General features: G+C 44.0%; 14 protein-coding genes. 2 read left to right on the top strand and 12 right to left on the bottom strand.

Annotation, left to right across the window (positions count from 1 at the left end; genetic code table 11):
• The first annotated feature begins 427 nt into the window (after window positions 1-427).
• The gene (locus tag D0T51_RS08680) at window positions 428-1,171 is read left to right on the top strand and encodes a TatD family hydrolase (protein WP_163727998.1); all 744 of its coding nucleotides are present in this window, start codon (window positions 428-430) and stop codon (window positions 1,169-1,171) included.
• 272 nt (window positions 1,172-1,443) lie between these two features.
• On the opposite strand, the gene D0T51_RS08675 is transcribed toward D0T51_RS08680, so the two are convergent.
• The 7 genes from D0T51_RS08675 to D0T51_RS08645 all read right to left on the bottom strand — a co-directional run bounded on the left by D0T51_RS08675 (window position 1,444) and on the right by D0T51_RS08645 (window position 8,425).
• Window positions 1,444-2,148 carry a head GIN domain-containing protein gene (locus D0T51_RS08675; protein ID WP_163727995.1) on the bottom strand — a complete coding sequence of 235 codons (705 nt, stop codon included), beginning with the start codon at window positions 2,146-2,148 and terminating at the stop codon, window positions 1,444-1,446.
• A gap of 69 nt (window positions 2,149-2,217) precedes the next feature.
• On the bottom strand, window positions 2,218-2,766 hold the full coding sequence (locus tag D0T51_RS08670) for a chromate transporter (protein ID WP_163727992.1): 549 nt from the start codon (window positions 2,764-2,766) through the stop codon (window positions 2,218-2,220).
• A gap of 1 nt (window position 2,767) precedes the next feature.
• A complete protein-coding gene (locus D0T51_RS08665) occupies window positions 2,768-3,298 on the bottom strand; it encodes a chromate transporter (RefSeq protein WP_163727990.1) in 531 nt (176 codons plus the stop codon).
• A gap of 4 nt (window positions 3,299-3,302) precedes the next feature.
• The gene (locus tag D0T51_RS08660; RefSeq protein WP_373457013.1) at window positions 3,303-4,859 is read right to left on the bottom strand and encodes a S41 family peptidase; all 1,557 of its coding nucleotides are present in this window, start codon (window positions 4,857-4,859) and stop codon (window positions 3,303-3,305) included.
• A 42-nt stretch (window positions 4,860-4,901) separates the two neighbouring features.
• A complete protein-coding gene (coaD, locus tag D0T51_RS08655; protein WP_163727985.1) occupies window positions 4,902-5,360 on the bottom strand; it encodes a pantetheine-phosphate adenylyltransferase in 459 nt (152 codons plus the stop codon).
• On the bottom strand, window positions 5,357-7,219 hold the full coding sequence (locus D0T51_RS08650; protein ID WP_163727983.1) for a DNA topoisomerase IV subunit B: 1,863 nt from the start codon (window positions 7,217-7,219) through the stop codon (window positions 5,357-5,359). Before D0T51_RS08650 ends, coaD begins: the two co-directional genes overlap by 4 nt.
• A gap of 69 nt (window positions 7,220-7,288) precedes the next feature.
• Window positions 7,289-8,425 (bottom strand): hypothetical protein, encoded by a 1,137-nt coding sequence (locus D0T51_RS08645; RefSeq protein WP_163727981.1) that lies wholly within the window; start codon window positions 8,423-8,425, stop codon window positions 7,289-7,291.
• Window positions 8,426-8,607: 182 nt separating this feature from the next.
• Between D0T51_RS08645 and rnr the strand changes: the two genes are divergently transcribed.
• A complete protein-coding gene (gene rnr / locus D0T51_RS08640) occupies window positions 8,608-10,785 on the top strand; it encodes a ribonuclease R (protein WP_163727979.1) in 2,178 nt (725 codons plus the stop codon).
• 3 nt (window positions 10,786-10,788) lie between these two features.
• On the opposite strand, the gene D0T51_RS08635 is transcribed toward rnr, so the two are convergent.
• From D0T51_RS08635 to D0T51_RS08615, 5 genes are all read right to left on the bottom strand, one after another.
• Entirely contained in the window at window positions 10,789-11,007 is a 219-nt protein-coding gene (locus tag D0T51_RS08635; protein ID WP_373457012.1) for an immunity 17 family protein, read from the bottom strand.
• Window positions 11,008-11,034: 27 nt separating this feature from the next.
• Window positions 11,035-11,460, bottom strand: coding sequence for a tRNA (adenosine(37)-N6)-threonylcarbamoyltransferase complex ATPase subunit type 1 TsaE (tsaE, locus tag D0T51_RS08630; RefSeq protein ID WP_163728030.1), 426 nt, complete (start codon window positions 11,458-11,460; stop codon window positions 11,035-11,037).
• 74 nt (window positions 11,461-11,534) lie between these two features.
• Entirely contained in the window at window positions 11,535-13,085 is a 1,551-nt protein-coding gene (locus D0T51_RS08625) for a bifunctional response regulator/alkaline phosphatase family protein (protein ID WP_163727977.1), read from the bottom strand.
• Between the two features lie 140 nt (window positions 13,086-13,225).
• Window positions 13,226-14,473: an acyloxyacyl hydrolase gene (locus tag D0T51_RS08620; RefSeq protein ID WP_163727975.1), complete on the bottom strand. Its 1,248-nt coding sequence runs from the start codon at window positions 14,471-14,473 to the stop codon at window positions 13,226-13,228.
• A gap of 29 nt (window positions 14,474-14,502) precedes the next feature.
• The gene (locus D0T51_RS08615) at window positions 14,503-16,479 is read right to left on the bottom strand and encodes an OmpA family protein (RefSeq protein WP_163727972.1); all 1,977 of its coding nucleotides are present in this window, start codon (window positions 16,477-16,479) and stop codon (window positions 14,503-14,505) included.
• Window positions 16,480-17,148 lie beyond the last annotated feature (669 nt).

The raw sequence follows: 17,148 nt of genomic DNA, 5'->3' as shown, positions 1-17,148 counted from the left end.
TTTAGGGGGTCACTTTAAATTGGCCGAAGGGGGTCACTTTCGATGGAATTTCCAATAAGCCCGGATTGGAGATTTCCTCGAAGCATATTAATCATTGCGGGATGTGCTTGCCCTGTATCTATCGAAGGGTCGCTCTTGATATTGTTGGACTAGACAATCCTGACGTTTTAGGGACAGATATCTTTAACGGAGTATCTTACCAGTTGAATAATATGAAACAGAAAAGGAGTAGAGATTTTAGAACATTACTCCATTTCCTTAAAACACGATTCAATGAGGATACAATAAGACAAGAATTGGTAATTAGTGGTATTGATAACCCTGATGATTTGGATGATTATATCAGTTTAGCTTTGCGATCCTATCAGCAAGTATTAGACTGGATAGAAAAAAATGGGAACAATACCATAAGACATAAAGCTGGCTTATGATTGATACACATTGTCATTTTGATATGATGCCCAACCCTCACAATTATATATTGGATAAAGAGAGTAAAGGCGGTATAGTGATTGGAATGACTAATTTACCAAGTCATTTCTCACAAGGCATTAATCATGTAAAAAAATATAAACGTATTAGATTAGCTTTAGGTTTTCATCCATTGCTCGCGGAAGAATCTCAATCCGAGTTAAAACTCTTCAATCAATTTATTGACTCTACGTCTTATATTGGAGAAATAGGACTTGACTTTAGTAAGGCTGGGATTAATAGTAAAGAAATTCAACTTAGCAGTTTACGTAAAATATTTTCTTGGCTACGTGATCGAAATAAAGTTATTAGTGTTCATTCACGTGGTGCAGAAGAGGAGTTATTGAGTCTTTTGAAAGAATATAATATTAGAAATGTTATATTTCACTGGTATAGCGGAAAGGTTTCTTTAATTCAGGAAATTATTAATTACGGCTACTATTTTTCTATAAATGAATCTATGACGGCTACTGAAAAAGGTCGCAATATTATTGCGACCATTCCTAAAGAAAGAGTGCTTACAGAAACTGACGCTCCTTATAACAAAAAGGATGACATTAAAAATGTTGAGTTATATTTATCTAAGATATATAATTGTACTACAAATGAAATCAAGTCACAAATAAAAGAAAATTTTAATCGAGCGATTAAGCCTATATGTTTCAATCATAACAATGATTCATCAACTATTTTCATATGAAATATGCCATAAATCAGAATAATGATGTTAAAGAATTTAAAATACACATACTGATCAAGAATGACACACAATCTGATACATACAAGTATAATCATCTGTAAATCAGATAGCAATAAAGTCCGCTATGCTCCACCTCATCGGACAAACTTGATAAAAAGGGTTTGTCCGATTTTTTTATCCTCCTATACTTTGGGGAGGCTTTAGGGCATTATTAAGGTATATCAAGAAGCGGAGTTTTAGTGTCTACAATTATCAACACTAAAAAATGCGAATCAATCGATTGACCGGATATCGCCACCTAAGCTTTTCTTTTTATTGACTTTTTGTGGGTTTCCTTTATATCTAATGCTGGCACCGGTACTTGCTTTGGCATGGATTTCATCGGTAACACTCACGACAATGTCACTCCCGGTAGACGAGGAGGCTTCGACGCTTCCGACGGTCATATTTCTCAGGTTCAGATCACCACCGCTGGACGCTTTCAGAAGGGCGTACGCTGCTTTACCGGTCAGTTTGATATCGCTGCCTGAAGAAGTGGCACATTCCAGGTGGTTTGCTTGTAACTCTATTTTTATATCTGCTCCGCTATTGGCCGCTATCTTAATATCGTCGGCTGTCAGTGGGGTTTTACTTATAACGTCCGAGCCCGATGAAGCGGTTATAGCTGTCAGGTTATTGGCGGCAAGAGTAACTTTAATCCACATTTTGTTCGGCCTTTTGATCTGGTTTTTGAGGTTAAAGGAGATGTTTAATTCTCCTTTTTTCACTTCTGTTTTCACCATAGGAAGATATTCGGCATAATTTGTTTCGACCGTCAGGGTGGAGGAATTGCCTTCACTGATATACAAGTCGATGCCACAGCAGACCTGAATCTTATCGAAGCGGTCTATTGTGCGGTTTTCGGATACATTTTCGTTCTGCGCATAAGCAGCAGCACAGATCAAAGAGAAAAACAGGACGAAATAAATAGGTTTCATTTATATACTATTTTTAATTAGGTTACTTTTTTAGTAGACGATCGAAAGAGAATTTTGTTACACGAAAAATCAATACAAAATGAATCCGGCAACTCCCGCCAGGCAGATTATCAGAATAGGATGCATTTTAAACTTCCAGGTCAGAAAGAAAGCCGCGGCAAAAAGAAGGTAACTTTTATAGTCGATAAAGTTTTCGGTATTCATCAACAACAGGGCTGCAGCGGCAATAAGACCGACCGTGGCAGGGCGGAGACCGGTAAAGGCGGCTTCTACATACCTGTTTCTTTTAATCTTCGTAAAATAATAAGAGATCAGAAGAACCAGGATGAATGAAGGCAGACAAACGGCAAAAGTGGTTATTGCAGCTCCCAGAACAGCATAGGCAGGGGCATATCCGGCATTGTGAATGGCTGTGTAACCGATATAGGTGGCGCTGTTAATACCTATGGGACCAGGCGTCATCTGGGAAATGGCCACGATATCGGTAAATTCCTGCAGGGTGATCCAATGGTATTTATCTACAACATCCGCCTGTATGAGTGAAAGCATGGCATATCCCCCACCGAAACCGAAAAGTCCTATTTTTAGATATACATATATCAGTTGCAGCCAGATCATATCAATGTTTTTTTAAATACAGTTCGTAAACCAATCCTGTCCCGGCAGCAACAAGAATGATCCATACAGGAGAAACGCCTCCTTTCCAAATCAAGAGAGCCGCCACAAGAGGGATGGCTATGGTTTTGTATGAAAGCTTCAGCGAGCGGGCTACCGTAATACAAGGGGCCACTATCAATGCCACGACAGCAGGGCGCAGGCCTTTAAAGATCTTTTCCACCCATATATTCTCTTTCACCTGGGTAAAAGAGAGGGCGATCAATAAAATAATCAGGAAAGAAGGCAATACGGTTCCCAAGGCACAGGCGATACATCCAGGGATTCCTTTGAGTTTGTACCCGATAAAAATGGAGATATTCACGGCAAAAACCCCCGGTAACGACTGTGCCATGGCAAAAAGATCGAGAAAATCATCCTTATCCAACCACCCCCGGTCGATCACTTCCTTCTCTATCAGGGGCAACATGGCATAGCCGCCTCCGATAGTAAATGTACCAATCTTAACGAAGGTAAGGAAGAGCCTCCAATACATGGTTTTAGAAACCGAGTTCTTTGTTATACGACTGAGGTGTATTGAGAATCCGCAGGGCCTCTTTGAGGCTGTCATTTTCATCGTTTATCACCTGGAAATACTCACTCATCTCATACAGATCCCGGGCAATAAGTGCTTTGAGCTGTAATGTGATGAGAGACTTGGATTTTTGATACTGCTCCTCATCAAACGCTATTGCGTCTATTGTTCCCATAGCGATCAGTTCTTCCAACAGAGACTCAGGTACAGTGAAATGTTGTTTGTATGCTTTAAATGTCGCATAGTCTTTTGTCAGTTGCGAACGATTGGTATCGACATAATTCATCGAAGCCCGATTAACCAAGCCTGTAGCCACCAATTTGCGGTGATATTCCGTATATTTAGTCGTATCCACCGGGATGAATACATCCGGCATGATACCTCCTCCTCCGTACACGATGCGTCTCGTTGTGAGCGTATTGTATTTCATTGAGTCAGGGAAATGGATACTATCCGCACTAATGAGTTCTCCCCGGTTGTAACGGTCGATCAGGTCATGCTGATAATCTTCTATTTTTCCGTTCTCATAGGGCTTTTGTATAGAACGTCCGGTGGGCGTATAATAGCGGGAAACGGTCAGGCGGATCATGGATCCATCGGGTAAGGGTATCGGCTTTTGTACCAGTCCTTTGCCAAAGGTACGGCGTCCCACGATAATACCCCGGTCCCAATCCTGTATAGCACCGGAAACGATCTCACTGGCGGAGGCAGAGCCTTCGTCCACAAGAACGATCAGGCGTCCTTCTTCAAATCCCCCTTTGGCTGTAGACTGTGCCTCTTCGCGCGGCTGTTTGGAGCCTTCGGTATACACGATTAGTTTGCCTTTGGGCAGAAACTCATCGGCCAGGTCGATAGCCGCATTGAGATAACCTCCTCCATTGCCTTGCAGGTCGAGAACAAGGTTTTTCATTCCTTGTTTCTTCAACTGGACCAATGCCTCACGGAACTCGTCTGCCGTAGAAATAGCAAAACGGTTGAGCTTGATATATCCCGTTGTTTTATCAGCCATATAAGCCGCATCAAGACTGTATACAGGTATTTTATCACGTATAATCTTGCATTCGATCAGTTCGGGTTCTTTGTTACGAAGCAATTTGATACGGACCTCTGTTCCTTTCGGTCCACGCAGCCGTTTCATTATATCACTCGTCTTCATCTTCACACCGGCAATCAAGGTGTCGTTCACCTGTATAATCCGGTCTCCGGCCAGTACTCCTACCTTTTCCGACGGACCACCGGGGATCACCTGGATCACATAAAGCGTATCGGTCAGCATATTGAACTGGATGCCAATGCCATCGAAATTACCTTGCAAAGGTTCGGTCATTTCTTTTGTTTCCTCCGGATCGAGGTAGTTCGAATGAGGATCCAATTTTTCAAGCATGCCGGTGATTGCCCCTTCCACCAGTTTGCTTTCATCGGCCGGATCTACATATAAATTGGATATGGCATACAAGGCCATTTGCAGCTTACGTGCTTCTTTGTTTGCATTTTGTGCACCTGCATACAAAGTCATGCCCATGATAAATAGAAATACTATTCCTTTTTTCATCTTTCTAAATTTTCAATACAATTCGGTCTCTTTCGGGACAAACATGGATATATCTTTTCCGTAACGCAAGAGTTCGCGTACGATACTAGAACTTATATGTGTATGTTCTGGTTCAGTAAACAGGATAAATGTTTCGATACCCGCCAATACCCGGTTCACATCCGCAATGCTCTTTTCATATTCAAAGTCATTCACTGTACGGATACCACGCAGTATAAACCGTGCCTGTTGCTCTTTGGCAAAATCGACAGTCAGAGAGTCATAGGGCATCACCGACACCCTGGGTTCCGTTCTATAAAGGTTCTTGATGGCTTCCATTCTTTTCTCAAGAGAGAAGTAGGTCTGCTTTTTGTCATTGATGCCAATGGCTATAATGATTTCATCGACGAGGTCCAAGCCACGGGTGACCAAAGACTGGTGACCGATAGTGAAGGGATCGAATGTCCCCGGGAAAAGAGCGATACGCTTCATACTATATCTTCTTCTACTACAAGATTATCAATAATAAAGACTTGTCTCTCCATCGTATTCTTGCCCATATAAAACTCTAACATTTCTTTTACCAGGTCTTCTTTTTTCATCGTTACGGGGTCGAGACGCATATCTTTGCCTATAAAGTGCTTGAATTCATCCGGTGATATCTCCCCCAGCCCTTTAAAGCGGGTAATCTCCGGGTTCTTTCCGGCAGCCTGAATAGCAGCCACACGCTCTTCTTCCGAATAACAATACCAGGTTTTCTGTTTGTTACGTACCCGGAAAAGAGGAGTTTGCAGGATATACACATGGTTGCGTTTGATGAGATCGGGGAAAAATTGTAAAAAGAAAGTCATCAACAACAAACGGATATGCATACCATCCACATCCGCATCGGTAGCAATGATTATTTTGTTATAGCGCAAACCTTCCAGGCCATCTTCTATATTCAGGGCCGCCTGTAGAAGGTTAAACTCTTCGTTTTCGTATACGATCTTCTTGGTCAGCCCATAGCTGTTCAGCGGTTTCCCCCGCAAGCTGAATACGGCCTGCAAATTCGGATCGCGGCTCTTGGTGATGGATCCACTGGCCGAGTCCCCCTCGGTAATAAAGATACTACTTTCTTCCTGTTTGTCTCCCCGGGTATCATTCAGGTGAACCCGGCAGTCGCGCAACTTCTTGTTGTGCAAGTTTGCTTTCTTGGCCCGTTCACGTGCCAATTTGGTCACACCGGCAATCGCTTTGCGTTCCTTCTCGGATTCGGTGATCTTGCGCAGCATGGCATCCGAGGTTTCCAGGTTTTTATGCAGGTAGTTATCCAGTTCTTTTTTGATGAAGTCACCGATAAATTTAGAGACTGTCGGTCCGTCCGGTCCCATATCCTTGGATCCCAGTTTCGTCTTTGTCTGGCTTTCAAAGACTGGTTCTTCCACCTTGATACTGATCGCTGCCACTACACCGGCACGGATATCGGAGTATTCAAAATTCTTGGCGTAATATTCTTTGATTACACGGCCCAAGGTTTCTTTAAAAGCGGAGAGATGGGTACCTCCCTGGGTGGTATGTTGCCCATTGACAAAAGAATAGTACTCCTCACCATACTGATTGCTGTGTGTAAGGACAACTTCAATATCCTCCCCTTTCAGATGAATGATCGGGTAAAGAGGATCGGTAGTCATATTCTCATTCAATAGGTCTACCAATCCGTTCCGGGAGAAGAATTTCTTCCCATTGTACAGAATCGTCAGGCCGGAGTTGAGAAAGACATAATTTTTCAGGAGGCTTTCGATGTATTCGTCTTTATAGGCGTAGTCACGGAATATCTCTTTATCGGGGATAAAATAAATCATCGTCCCGTTGCCCTCTCCTGTGGCAGTGATATCCGATTCGGCAGTGATATGCGCCCGGCTGTATTCCACCTGTTTCATCTCTCCATCGCGGTGGCTGGAGATCTGGAAATAACTACTCAGGGCATTGACGGCTTTGATACCGACCCCATTCAGTCCGACTGATTTCTTGAACGCTTTACTGTCGTATTTAGCTCCGGTATTCATTTTACTGGATACATCGACTACCTTTCCCAGGGGCACCCCACGACCGTAGTCACGTACACAGACAGTACCCTCTTCGATAGTGACCTCAATCGTCTTTCCATACCCCATCATATATTCGTCGATGGAGTTGTCGAGCACCTCTTTCAGGAGTACATAAATCCCGTCGTCGGCATAAGAACCATCTCCCAGTTTCCCGATATACATACCGGGACGCCGACGGATATGCTCCATCCAATCGAGGGTTTTTATATCGTCATCGTTATACGCAGTCTCTTGCTGTAAAGTATCGTTCAATTCGTTCATGATAAATTCGCTATGCTCATTTATAATTGACAATTGACAGTTGACAATTGACAATGAATAGTTTAATCGTCAATTAATCGTCAACTGTTTAATATACGCTCTTCGTGTCTTATGATGTTCCGTTTTGAAATAGTCCCATTGGGCTTGTACGGCATTGTTTGTTTCCAGTTCCGGGTTACTCTCTGCAAAAACGACACCCAACTTTTGATAGATAGGGATAAGGTCGTTGAAGAGGAGGGCATTTACCCCTTTGCCCTGGTATTCGGGAAGGATACCGGTAAGGTAGAGGTCGATCACTTTGGGTTTTGACTTTAATGTCTTCAATAAATAATACCATCCCAAAGGGAACATACGTCCTTTGGCCTTTTGCAAAGCATGGGAAAGGTTCGGCAAGGAAATACCGAAACCGACAACGGCATCATCCTCTTCGCGAATAATCAGGGTAACCAGCTCAAAACGAAGCATAGGGATGTATTTATTGACATAATAATCGATTTGCTTCTGTGTCAACGGGGCAAAACCATATAAGGGGGCAAAAGCCAGATTCAAGGTATCAAAAATCTTTTGCGCATACGGCATGACCTCTTTGGCATTCTTCACCTTTACGACTTTGAGACCGTATTTCTTTTTCACGATTTCACCGATGCGCAGGTGTTTTTCCGGGATCTGCTCCGGGATATATATCTTGAACTCATGCCAGTCCTGGTCTTTCTGAAAACCGATACGTTCGATTTGTTTGGGATAGTAAGGGTAGTTATAGATCGTAGCCATGGTTCCCAGTTGATCGAACCCTTCCACGAGCATGCCTTCATTATCCATATCGGTGAATCCCATCGGACCATGCAGAGCGTTCATTCCCTGTGTTACGGCCCATTTTTCTACTGCTTCAAACAAGGCATCGACTACTTCCGAATCATCAATAAAGTCGACAAAACCGAAACGGGCATGTTTCTGATTCCAGGCCTCATTGCTTGGGCGGTTGATCATTCCGGCGATACGTCCGGCTATTTTGCCGTTTTTATAAGCGAGAAAATAGATGGCGTCGCAGACTTCGAATGCCGGATTTTTCTGTCTGTCCAATGTCTCCATCTCATCGTTAATCAAATCAGGGACATAATAGGGATTCTCTTTGTATAGATCAATGCTAAATCGAACAAAGTCTCTCAGCTCTTTTTTACTGGTTACCTCTTTTATTTCTACGCTCATTCGTCTACTTGTTTAATCCGCAAATTTAAACAAATTATTCGGCACATTGAAGAGCAGTAACTATTTAAAAACGTTATTTTACTTCCTTTATAGACCTTTCTCAAAATTAGCGACTCAGCCTAACCTGTTTCTCAACAGGAAAATACTATCTTTACTCCGTAAACAAAGAAATATCATGCCTTATGAAAAGAAATAAATCAAAAAGAAAAGATAAACCCGAAAATAAAGAAAAGAAAGGCCGCGCCAAACGCATGCGCAAAGAAGTAATGGTGCAATCCATTGTCAGCGCTTTTCAATCTTCCCCCAAAGAAGCATTTAACTATAAACAAATCAGTAAAATCATTGGTGTCGAAGCACAGGTACAAAAGATACAGGTTGCAGAGATACTGGATGTATTGGCCGCCGATCATTTTATCACAGAGATAGACCGGGGACGATACCGCCTGCACAGCCTGGGCACACAGGCAGTGGGTACCTTCGCCCGCCGGAGCAATGGGAAGAACTCTTTTATGCCCGAAGACGGAGGCAGCCCGGTATTTATCGCCGAACGGAACTCTGGTCATGCCATGGACGGAGACAAAGTAAGGGTACAGCTATTTGCCAAACGCAAAGGAGCCGAGGCCGAAGCCGAAGTGGTGGAGATACTGGAACGGAAAGAACGTACCTTTGTCGGCAAACTACAAGTAGCCAAAGGTTTCTCTTTCCTGGTAACAGAGAATAAGACCTTGGCAAACGATATTTTTATCCCCAAAGACAAACTGAAAGGCGGTAAAAACGGCGACAAAGCGCTCGTGCAAATCGTCGAATGGCCGGAAGGACAGAAAAATCCCATCGGACAAGTGATCGATATATTGGGACAGGCCGGAGACAACACCACCGAGATGCATGCCATCCTGGCCGAATTCGGATTGCCCTATAAATACCCGGTCGCCGTAGAAAAGGCGGCAGAGCGTATACCGGAGGATATTACAGAAGAAGAGATAGCCAAACGGGAAGACTTCCGGAAGGTTCTCACCTTTACGATCGACCCCAAAGATGCCAAAGACTTCGACGACGCCCTTTCTGTGCGCCAGTTAACCGATGGCAACTGGGAGGTAGGAGTACATATTGCTGACGTAACGCATTATGTAAAACCCGACAGCCTTATTGAACGGGAAGCTCAAAGCCGTGCCACCTCGGTCTACCTGGTCGATCGTACGATCCCTATGCTGCCGGAACGGCTGAGCAATGGCATATGTTCGCTTCGCCCCAACGAAGAGAAGCTTTGTTTTTCCGCTATCTTTGAGATGGATACAGAGGCCAACGTAAAGAAGTCACGGATCGGACGAACAGTGATCAAGAGCGATCGTCGGTTCACCTACGAAGAAGCCCAACAGGTCATCGAAACAGGAGAAGGAGATTGCCAGGAAGAGATCCTTATCCTTGATGCATTAGCGAAGAAACTTCGTGCCCGGCGCTTCAAAGACGGAGCGATCAACTTCGACCGGTATGAGGTGAAGTTTGAGATCGACGAAAAAGGGAAACCATTGAGTGTCTATTTCAAAGAATCAAAAGATGCCAATAAACTGATTGAAGAGTTTATGTTATTGGCAAACCGAACCGTAGCCGAATACGTAGGGATTCCTGAAAAAGGAAAAACGAAGAAGTCATTTGTATACCGTATCCACGAATCACCAAACCCGGAAAAGATGGAGAACTTCGCTACCTTTATCCGCCGCTTTGGTTATAAACTGAAAACAGAAGGAACCCAGGTAGATGTATCTAAAGGCATCAACCGTTTATTAGACAGTGCACAAGGCAAACCGGAAGAAAACCTGATCGAGACATTGGCTATTCGCGCCATGCAGAAGGCACGTTACTCGACAGAAAATGTAGGACATTACGGATTGGCTTTCGATTATTATTCTCATTTCACCTCCCCTATCCGCCGTTATCCCGATATGATGGTACACCGTTTGTTGGAACGTTACCTGGCAGGGGGACGGAGTGCACAAAAAGAAAAGCTGGAAGACCTTTGCGACCATAGCTCCAGTATGGAACAGGTGGCAGCCAATGCCGAACGTGCTTCTATCAAATACAAACAGGTAGAGTTTATGAGCGATAAACTGGGCATGGTCTTCGACGGAGTGATCTCTGGTGTGACCGAATGGGGATTATACGTGGAACTGAATGAAAACAAATGCGAAGGGCTGGTGCCTATCCGCGATCTGGATGATGACTTCTATGAATTTGACGATAAGAACTACAGCCTCATCGGACGACGCTCCAAACGCATCTATCGTTTAGGCGACCCGATCACAATCAAAGTAGTACAGGCCAACCTGGAAAGGAAGCAACTCGATTTTATGTTGGTAGAGTAAGTATTACTCACCTCCAAACAGACCTATGAGCCCACAGGTTATCAGAGCAACCCCTAATAACCCATAGAAGATACGTGCTCCTGAACGCCCTAGAGTCCGGACAATATATTCGGACTTCTGGGTCGTAAAGAACCACTCCCAATTAAGGCAGGAAGCCAATAGGGAGAAAAGACCGGCAAAAAGAAAAAGTCCCATACAAAAATAATCTGCCGTTTCCATCATCGTATCTGTTTGTTTTCGGAAAGCGTATTACCGGAGAGTCACCGTCCGCGTATGGTCCGGGTTCTCTACAATGTCAACATGAACTACATCGGAGGGCAAAAGCTCTTCGATCTTTTCCGGCCATTCGATAAAGCAAAGCGCACCGCTATAGAAATAATCTTCCGTACCAATATCTTCCGCTTCGCTGATTTTATTGATCCTGTAAAAATCAAAATGATAGATCAATTCCGCCGTTGTCTCACTGCGGTACTCATTGATAATGGCAAAAGTAGGGCTGTTTATCACATCTGTGACTCCCAATTCCTCGCAAATAGCTTTAATAAATGTCGTTTTACCGACTCCCATATTGCCGTGAAAAGCAAAAACCGTACGGTCGCCCATCTGCTCGATAAATGCACGGGCAACGGAGTTGATAGGTCCCTCCAAGGAGCCCGAGGGGGAAGATAAAATCATCTGAAGTTCCATATTCTCACTCATTTATATCTCTTATATGTTTCTTATTAGGCTTCTTTTTTCAAAGGGGACATTTATTTCGGATCCATCGTGATAAAAGGGATCATCATCTCTTCCATAGAGATCCCTCCATGTTGGAATGTGTTCTTATAATAAGACACATAATAATTGAAATTATTCGGATAGGCAAAGAAATCCTCATTCAGTGCAAATATATATTTCGTACTCAGGTTGGGAGATGGCAAACCGACCTTTGCCGGGTCACGGATCTCGAAGATCTCTTTCGGATTATAGTTGAGGTTTTTCCCCAGTTTATAGCGCAGGTTCGTGTTTGTGTTTTTATCCCCCACCACCTTGACTGCATTATCTACCCGTATCGTTCCATGGTCTGTAGTCAGGATAACCTTATACCCTTTCTCGGCTATCCGCCGGAAAAGCTCCAGGGTCGAAGAATGTTGAAACCAGGAACGGGTGAGACTGCGATAGGCCGCCTCACTCTGTGCCAGCTCGCGGATCATCTTACTCTCCGTGCGGGCATGCGAAAGCATATCCACAAAGTTGATCACAATCACATTCAATTGGTATTGCGTCAAAGAAGAGACCTGTGCCAACAGCTTCTCCCCATATTGCGAATCAAACACTTTATGATAAGAGAAGGTATATTTCTTACGAAAACGATCCAACTGGGTCTGGATAAACGGTGCTTCATTCAGGTTTTTCCCTTCTTCACTGTCTTCGTCCACCCAGAGTGCAGGAAACATCTCTTCGATCTGTGCCGGCATCAATCCGGAAAAGATCGAATTACGGGCATATTGGGTGGCAGTAGGCAGGATACTGTAATACAAGCTCTCATCGAAGGTAAAAGAATCACTCAACAGGTCTTTCACCACCTTCCATTGATCGAGACGGAAATTATCTATCAATATAAAAAACACCTTTTCGTCGTTATCCAACAGGGGGAAGACTTTCTTTTTGAAGAGGTCGGGGCTCATCAAGGGGCGGTTAGCCGGATCGAGTATCCATTTTTCATAGTTCTTCTTCACAAACTTACCGAAAGCATTGTTCGCTTCCTGCTTTTGCATCCGGAGCAGGTCGGTCATCTGTGTCTGTCCACTCTCCAGCTCCAGTTCCCAATAAACCAGCTTTTTGTAGACCTCCTGCCATTCCTCCGCGGTAAACGAATCGTTGATCTGCATCCCTATTTTGGCAAACTCCTGTTGATAGTTGACTGTGGTGGTCTCAGAGATGATTACATTTTTGTGTACATTCTTTTTGATTGAGAGCAATAACTGGTTCGGATTAACCGGCTTGATCAGGTAATCGGCAATTTTATTGCCAATGGCCTGGTTCATGATACTCTCTTCTTCACTTTTAGTCACCATCACCACCGGAATATCCGGGTTGATCTCCTTAATCACCGCCAAGGCATCCAGGCCACTAAGCCCCGGCATATTCTCATCCAGAAAGATAATATCGAAAGTCTCCTCCCGGGCACGATCAATCGCATCCTGTCCACTGACAACAGACACTACTTCATATCCTTTATCCTGTAAGAATAAGATATGAGGTTTCAATAAATCTATTTCATCATCTGCCCAAAGGATTCGTTCTTTCTTCATATTCATTCCATTTTTATCTACAGTTTCACAAAATTACGGGGAATATATGATAAGAGAACGTAAATTTCACTCTATTTTGTATATACTCCTCCCCTTTTATTTTAACTGTCGCTCTAATCAACCGTTCGGGTTTGCAGCATAGGAGATCAGGGAAGCATATAATCGAGATAGGACTTTTTCTTTTTGATAGGTTTGCCTTTGAGCGTATATCCTATGCTCCAATAGAGATACTGGGCTTTGCTGAAGCGGTTGGCTCGTATGCCGAAGGTGCCGAAGATATTGTCTTTTATATAGGCTTTGACTCCGAGTATCTGGTAGAGACGGTAATCGTATTTGTTTCCATGCAATAGGTTGTATCCGAGGTTGGCAAAGAAAGACATATAGGGGTAGGTTATTTCTCCTTTGAGGGATATTCCGACAGAGAACCGTTTGGGGAAATTGCCCAGTTTGACCCGGTCATAATAAACGCCGTCTTCCGGATGGAATTGCCGCCAGGCCTTGATGTCTGAGCTCTCATCGTAGGTTAGGTCAAGACTGGGACCCCATTTGTATTTGTAACTATGCACGAACATGGTAGCGTAACTGAAAGCAAAGACTTTGAAGTTCTTATCCAACAGGCGGGAAGGCAGACCGGTGCCTACGGTATCCACCCGTATTTGGCGGGAGGAAGAGGTGAAGGTGAAATCGTAATCGATCCGTTTTTCCACCGGAGGGATTGTCAGGTCTTTTTTGTTTCCGTTGTAGATTGGATTTCCGTGGAAGTTGTAAACCAATTCCACAAAGGGCGAGATCATGTTCAATCCCTTGTTGGGCAATTGGTAAGCACCGTTGGAGAAATGGGAAAGGCCTACACCGTAATGCAGGTCCCATTTGTCGGAGAGGCGATGTTTGAGATAGGCATTTACGCCGACGTGTATATTGACCGAAGAGCCTAAAGCGATATTATCCGGATTATCAAAAGCATCATACGCTTTCCATCCAAAAGACATGCCGAGGTTGAGTTCGTACTTCAAAGAAAGGCGGGGGTTGAAAGTATATAAGTCTGCTCCCCGGAACAGGTATAAAGAGATCGGATTGCCCAAGGCCCGTTTGTTAAAGAACTGTGCGGAATAGACCCCTACTCCGTAATAAGGCATTCCGTAAGCGATATCCTGCCAGGAGTCACCGGAAGAGTAGATACCGTATTTCACAGACAAGGAGGCATAAGCAGGCAGACAGCCTTCGTTAATGTATTTGTTTGTAGGAAGGACAATGCCTCCGGCTCCGTTGACGGAGAGGAAGCTCGGATCTTTTCTTTTCTGGGGGGGAATAGTATCTGTCACCTCTGTGTGCGCTGCCCCTATATTTCCTGCGAGAAACAGGAAGAGAAGGAGCAGTAGGTAGGGATGTCGCATGTGTTTATATTGTTTTATCGCAGAAGGTGTCAAAATAGATTGTAATTGGTGCGCAATACTTTAAATTCGGTCCGGCGATTGATTTGGTCGGCTATCTCCTGTTGTTCCGGGGTAAGACCCAGAATGAATTCTTCGGTCAGCACATCTCCTTCATTCAGAAAATCAATATTTTCCGCCATCTTCTTATGGATTGTCTTAGGCACATTCTCACCATATCCTTTGGCTTCCAATCGGTCTTTTTGAATACCTCCGGCTATGAGGTAATCGACTACCGCTTGAGCCCGCCGTTGGGCCAGCCTTTCGTTGTATAGGTCGGTACCTTTGCGGTCGGTATGGGCACCCAATTCGATGGTTACATTCGGATTGTCATTGAGCATTTTAATCATTTCATCCAGAGCCTTTTGTGATTCGGGGCGAAGGCTGGCTTTGTCGAAATCATAAAAGATATTTTCGATCACTACCGGTTCGTGGATAGGAGAAAGGAAAAAGTCAACGGTATAAGTTTCGTTTGCTTCTTCCGGTCCGGTTTTGAGTTCGAAATTCTGGTTGAGGAAACCGCGGCAACTGGCCATCATCACGTAGCTGATGTCTCTCTCCAGCTCTACCCGGTAGCTCCCGTCTTTTTTGACCGGCACCCGTACGTTGAGCCCGTCTTTGCCGACAATACGTATGGTGGCATCTTCTACGGGATAATCATTGACATCCATGACGTATCCTTCGATAAAGATGGTCACTGTCGGGTATTCAAAAGAGTATATATGGTCGAATCCGCGGGCATCGTTGCGGTTGGAGCTGAAGAAGCCTTCTTCTTTTTTCCCGGCAAAGGTGATGCCGAAATCATCGGCCATGGAGTTGATCGGTGCTCCCATATTGACGACATGCCAATAGCCGGTACTGTCTTGGGTGGCTTTGAATATATCGAGTCCTCCCATGCCAGGATGTCCATTGGAAGCGAAGTAGAGGGTGACAGAGTCGCGGGCATAAGGGAACATCTCATCTCCCGGAGTATTAATTTCTGCTCCGAGGTTTTCCATCGGTCCGAAGTCTGCCCCAATGGCACGGGCACGGAAGATATCTTTGCCACCAAAGCCTCCGATAGCATCGGAAACAAAATAAATATATTTTCCGTCCAGGGAGATCGAGGGGTGTCCCAGGGCGGTCACAGAGTCTTTTACCAATCCTACACGCTGGCCCTTACTCCATTGGGCACTGCTTCTACTGGAACGATAGATCTCTGCCGTCCGGTGTTCCTGTGGGTCTTGGGCACAATAGGAGTAATACATCGTATTGCCATCGGGAGTAAAAGAAGGGGTTCCTTCGTCAAATTCGGTATTTATATCTCCTTCCACCAGGACAGGGGTTTGCCATACACCGTTTTCATTTTTTTTGACAAGGAAGAAATCGTTATTGTATTGTCCGGTGACGGCACTGATAACAGCGTCTTTCTCTTTGGTACGGGAAGAGGCAAAGTATAATTGGTCATAGTCCGTACCGGTCAGCATGGGGCTGAATTCTCCGCGCCGGGAATTGAATTTTTCCATCCGGCGTACGATGTAACGGGTAGGGTTCTTTTTCCAGTCCTGTGCCTGTTCGCTTCCTTTGATGCCGTTCATAGCCAACAGGTTACCCGGGTTTTCAATCAGGTAATCATGGTAGTACTTGATTGCATCTGCATATTTTCCGTTTTTTTGGTTCATCTGTCCCAGGCGGAGATAGAGAATGCTATCCGGATAATTATAACGCATAGCATTGACATAACCGCTTATTGCCCGGGGAGTATTGTTGATCAGGCGGTTGCATTCAGCCATGCGGAAAGCAACATATCCCCGTAGATCTCTCTTCTTAAGAGAAGTCTTCTGATAGATCTTACGGTACATGGAGGCCGCCTCGTAATATTCTCCAATCCTTTGCTTTTCTTCCGCATCAGCTAATTTTACTGTCTTACAGGAAAAGCAGAGGGAAAGAGTACATAAAAGGAGTATACAATATGTCAAATACGTTTTCATCAGGTACATTTATGCTAAAGGGTACAAATATAGTGAAAGCCGAATACAGAGCCAAACTTGTTTGAATTATGCCAAGGCGCATCCTATATTCTACAAATATACAGAAAGATATCATTCCCTATATAACGAAAAAGAAAGGGGCTTATTGCATCTTGTGGTTTAAGCCGTTAGCCCTTTTGTTTCAGTGAATGCAGAAGTGATCGTAGGCCTATCTCTTACCTTCTGTTTCAGCGGACGGTGTAAAAGGGTATAAAAGGATAGAATGTATAAATTGTCCATAGAATACAGGGTGTAACCGGAACAGTTGAAGAGGGATATACCTGATTTTTGGCGGGGTTATTTTAGTGTTGATAGCTATCATCACTACTAACGATAGCTATCATCAGTAGTAACGATAGTTATCATCAGTACTGACGATAGCTATCAACAGTAGAATCATCCTACACTTTGCATATATAAACTTATGATTATCAATCAGATAAGAAGTTTTGTGTGCGATAAATAAGTCACCTGTATATGCAAGCTACCTGTATATATATCGTTATCTTATTAAAAATAACCCAAATACCAACTGTGTTGACCGGCACTATCTCAGCTCCTCTTCTTGGATAAGAAGAGGGGGACCGCCGGCGTAGCCGGGGGTGGAGCAGTTTGATGTATTATCACATT

This window comes from Parabacteroides sp. 52, from assembly GCF_010500925.1.
Lineage (GTDB): Bacteria > Bacteroidota > Bacteroidia > Bacteroidales > Tannerellaceae > QVMG01.
The sequence above is the reverse complement of the archived record's forward strand: the minus strand, read 5'-3'. Positions and strand labels throughout refer to the sequence as shown.

Coding starts and splice junctions, on each gene's coding strand:
- D0T51_RS08680 (WP_163727998.1), top strand. CDS start 428: ATGATTGATACACATTGTCATTTTGATATGATGCCCAACCCTCACAAT.
- D0T51_RS08675 (WP_163727995.1), bottom strand. CDS start 2,148: ATGAAACCTATTTATTTCGTCCTGTTTTTCTCTTTGATCTGTGCTGCT.
- D0T51_RS08670 (WP_163727992.1), bottom strand. CDS start 2,766: ATGATCTGGCTGCAACTGATATATGTATATCTAAAAATAGGACTTTTC.
- D0T51_RS08665 (WP_163727990.1), bottom strand. CDS start 3,298: ATGTATTGGAGGCTCTTCCTTACCTTCGTTAAGATTGGTACATTTACT.
- D0T51_RS08660 (WP_373457013.1), bottom strand. CDS start 4,859: ATGGGCATGACTTTGTATGCAGGTGCACAAAATGCAAACAAAGAAGCA.
- coaD (WP_163727985.1), bottom strand. CDS start 5,360: ATGAAGCGTATCGCTCTTTTCCCGGGGACATTCGATCCCTTCACTATC.
- D0T51_RS08650 (WP_163727983.1), bottom strand. CDS start 7,219: ATGAACGAATTGAACGATACTTTACAGCAAGAGACTGCGTATAACGAT.
- D0T51_RS08645 (WP_163727981.1), bottom strand. CDS start 8,425: ATGAGCGTAGAAATAAAAGAGGTAACCAGTAAAAAAGAGCTGAGAGAC.
- rnr (WP_163727979.1), top strand. CDS start 8,608: ATGAAAAGAAATAAATCAAAAAGAAAAGATAAACCCGAAAATAAAGAA.
- D0T51_RS08635 (WP_373457012.1), bottom strand. CDS start 11,007: ATGATGGAAACGGCAGATTATTTTTGTATGGGACTTTTTCTTTTTGCC.
- tsaE (WP_163728030.1), bottom strand. CDS start 11,460: ATGATTTTATCTTCCCCCTCGGGCTCCTTGGAGGGACCTATCAACTCC.
- D0T51_RS08625 (WP_163727977.1), bottom strand. CDS start 13,085: ATGAATATGAAGAAAGAACGAATCCTTTGGGCAGATGATGAAATAGAT.
- D0T51_RS08620 (WP_163727975.1), bottom strand. CDS start 14,473: ATGCGACATCCCTACCTACTGCTCCTTCTCTTCCTGTTTCTCGCAGGA.
- D0T51_RS08615 (WP_163727972.1), bottom strand. CDS start 16,479: ATGAAAACGTATTTGACATATTGTATACTCCTTTTATGTACTCTTTCC.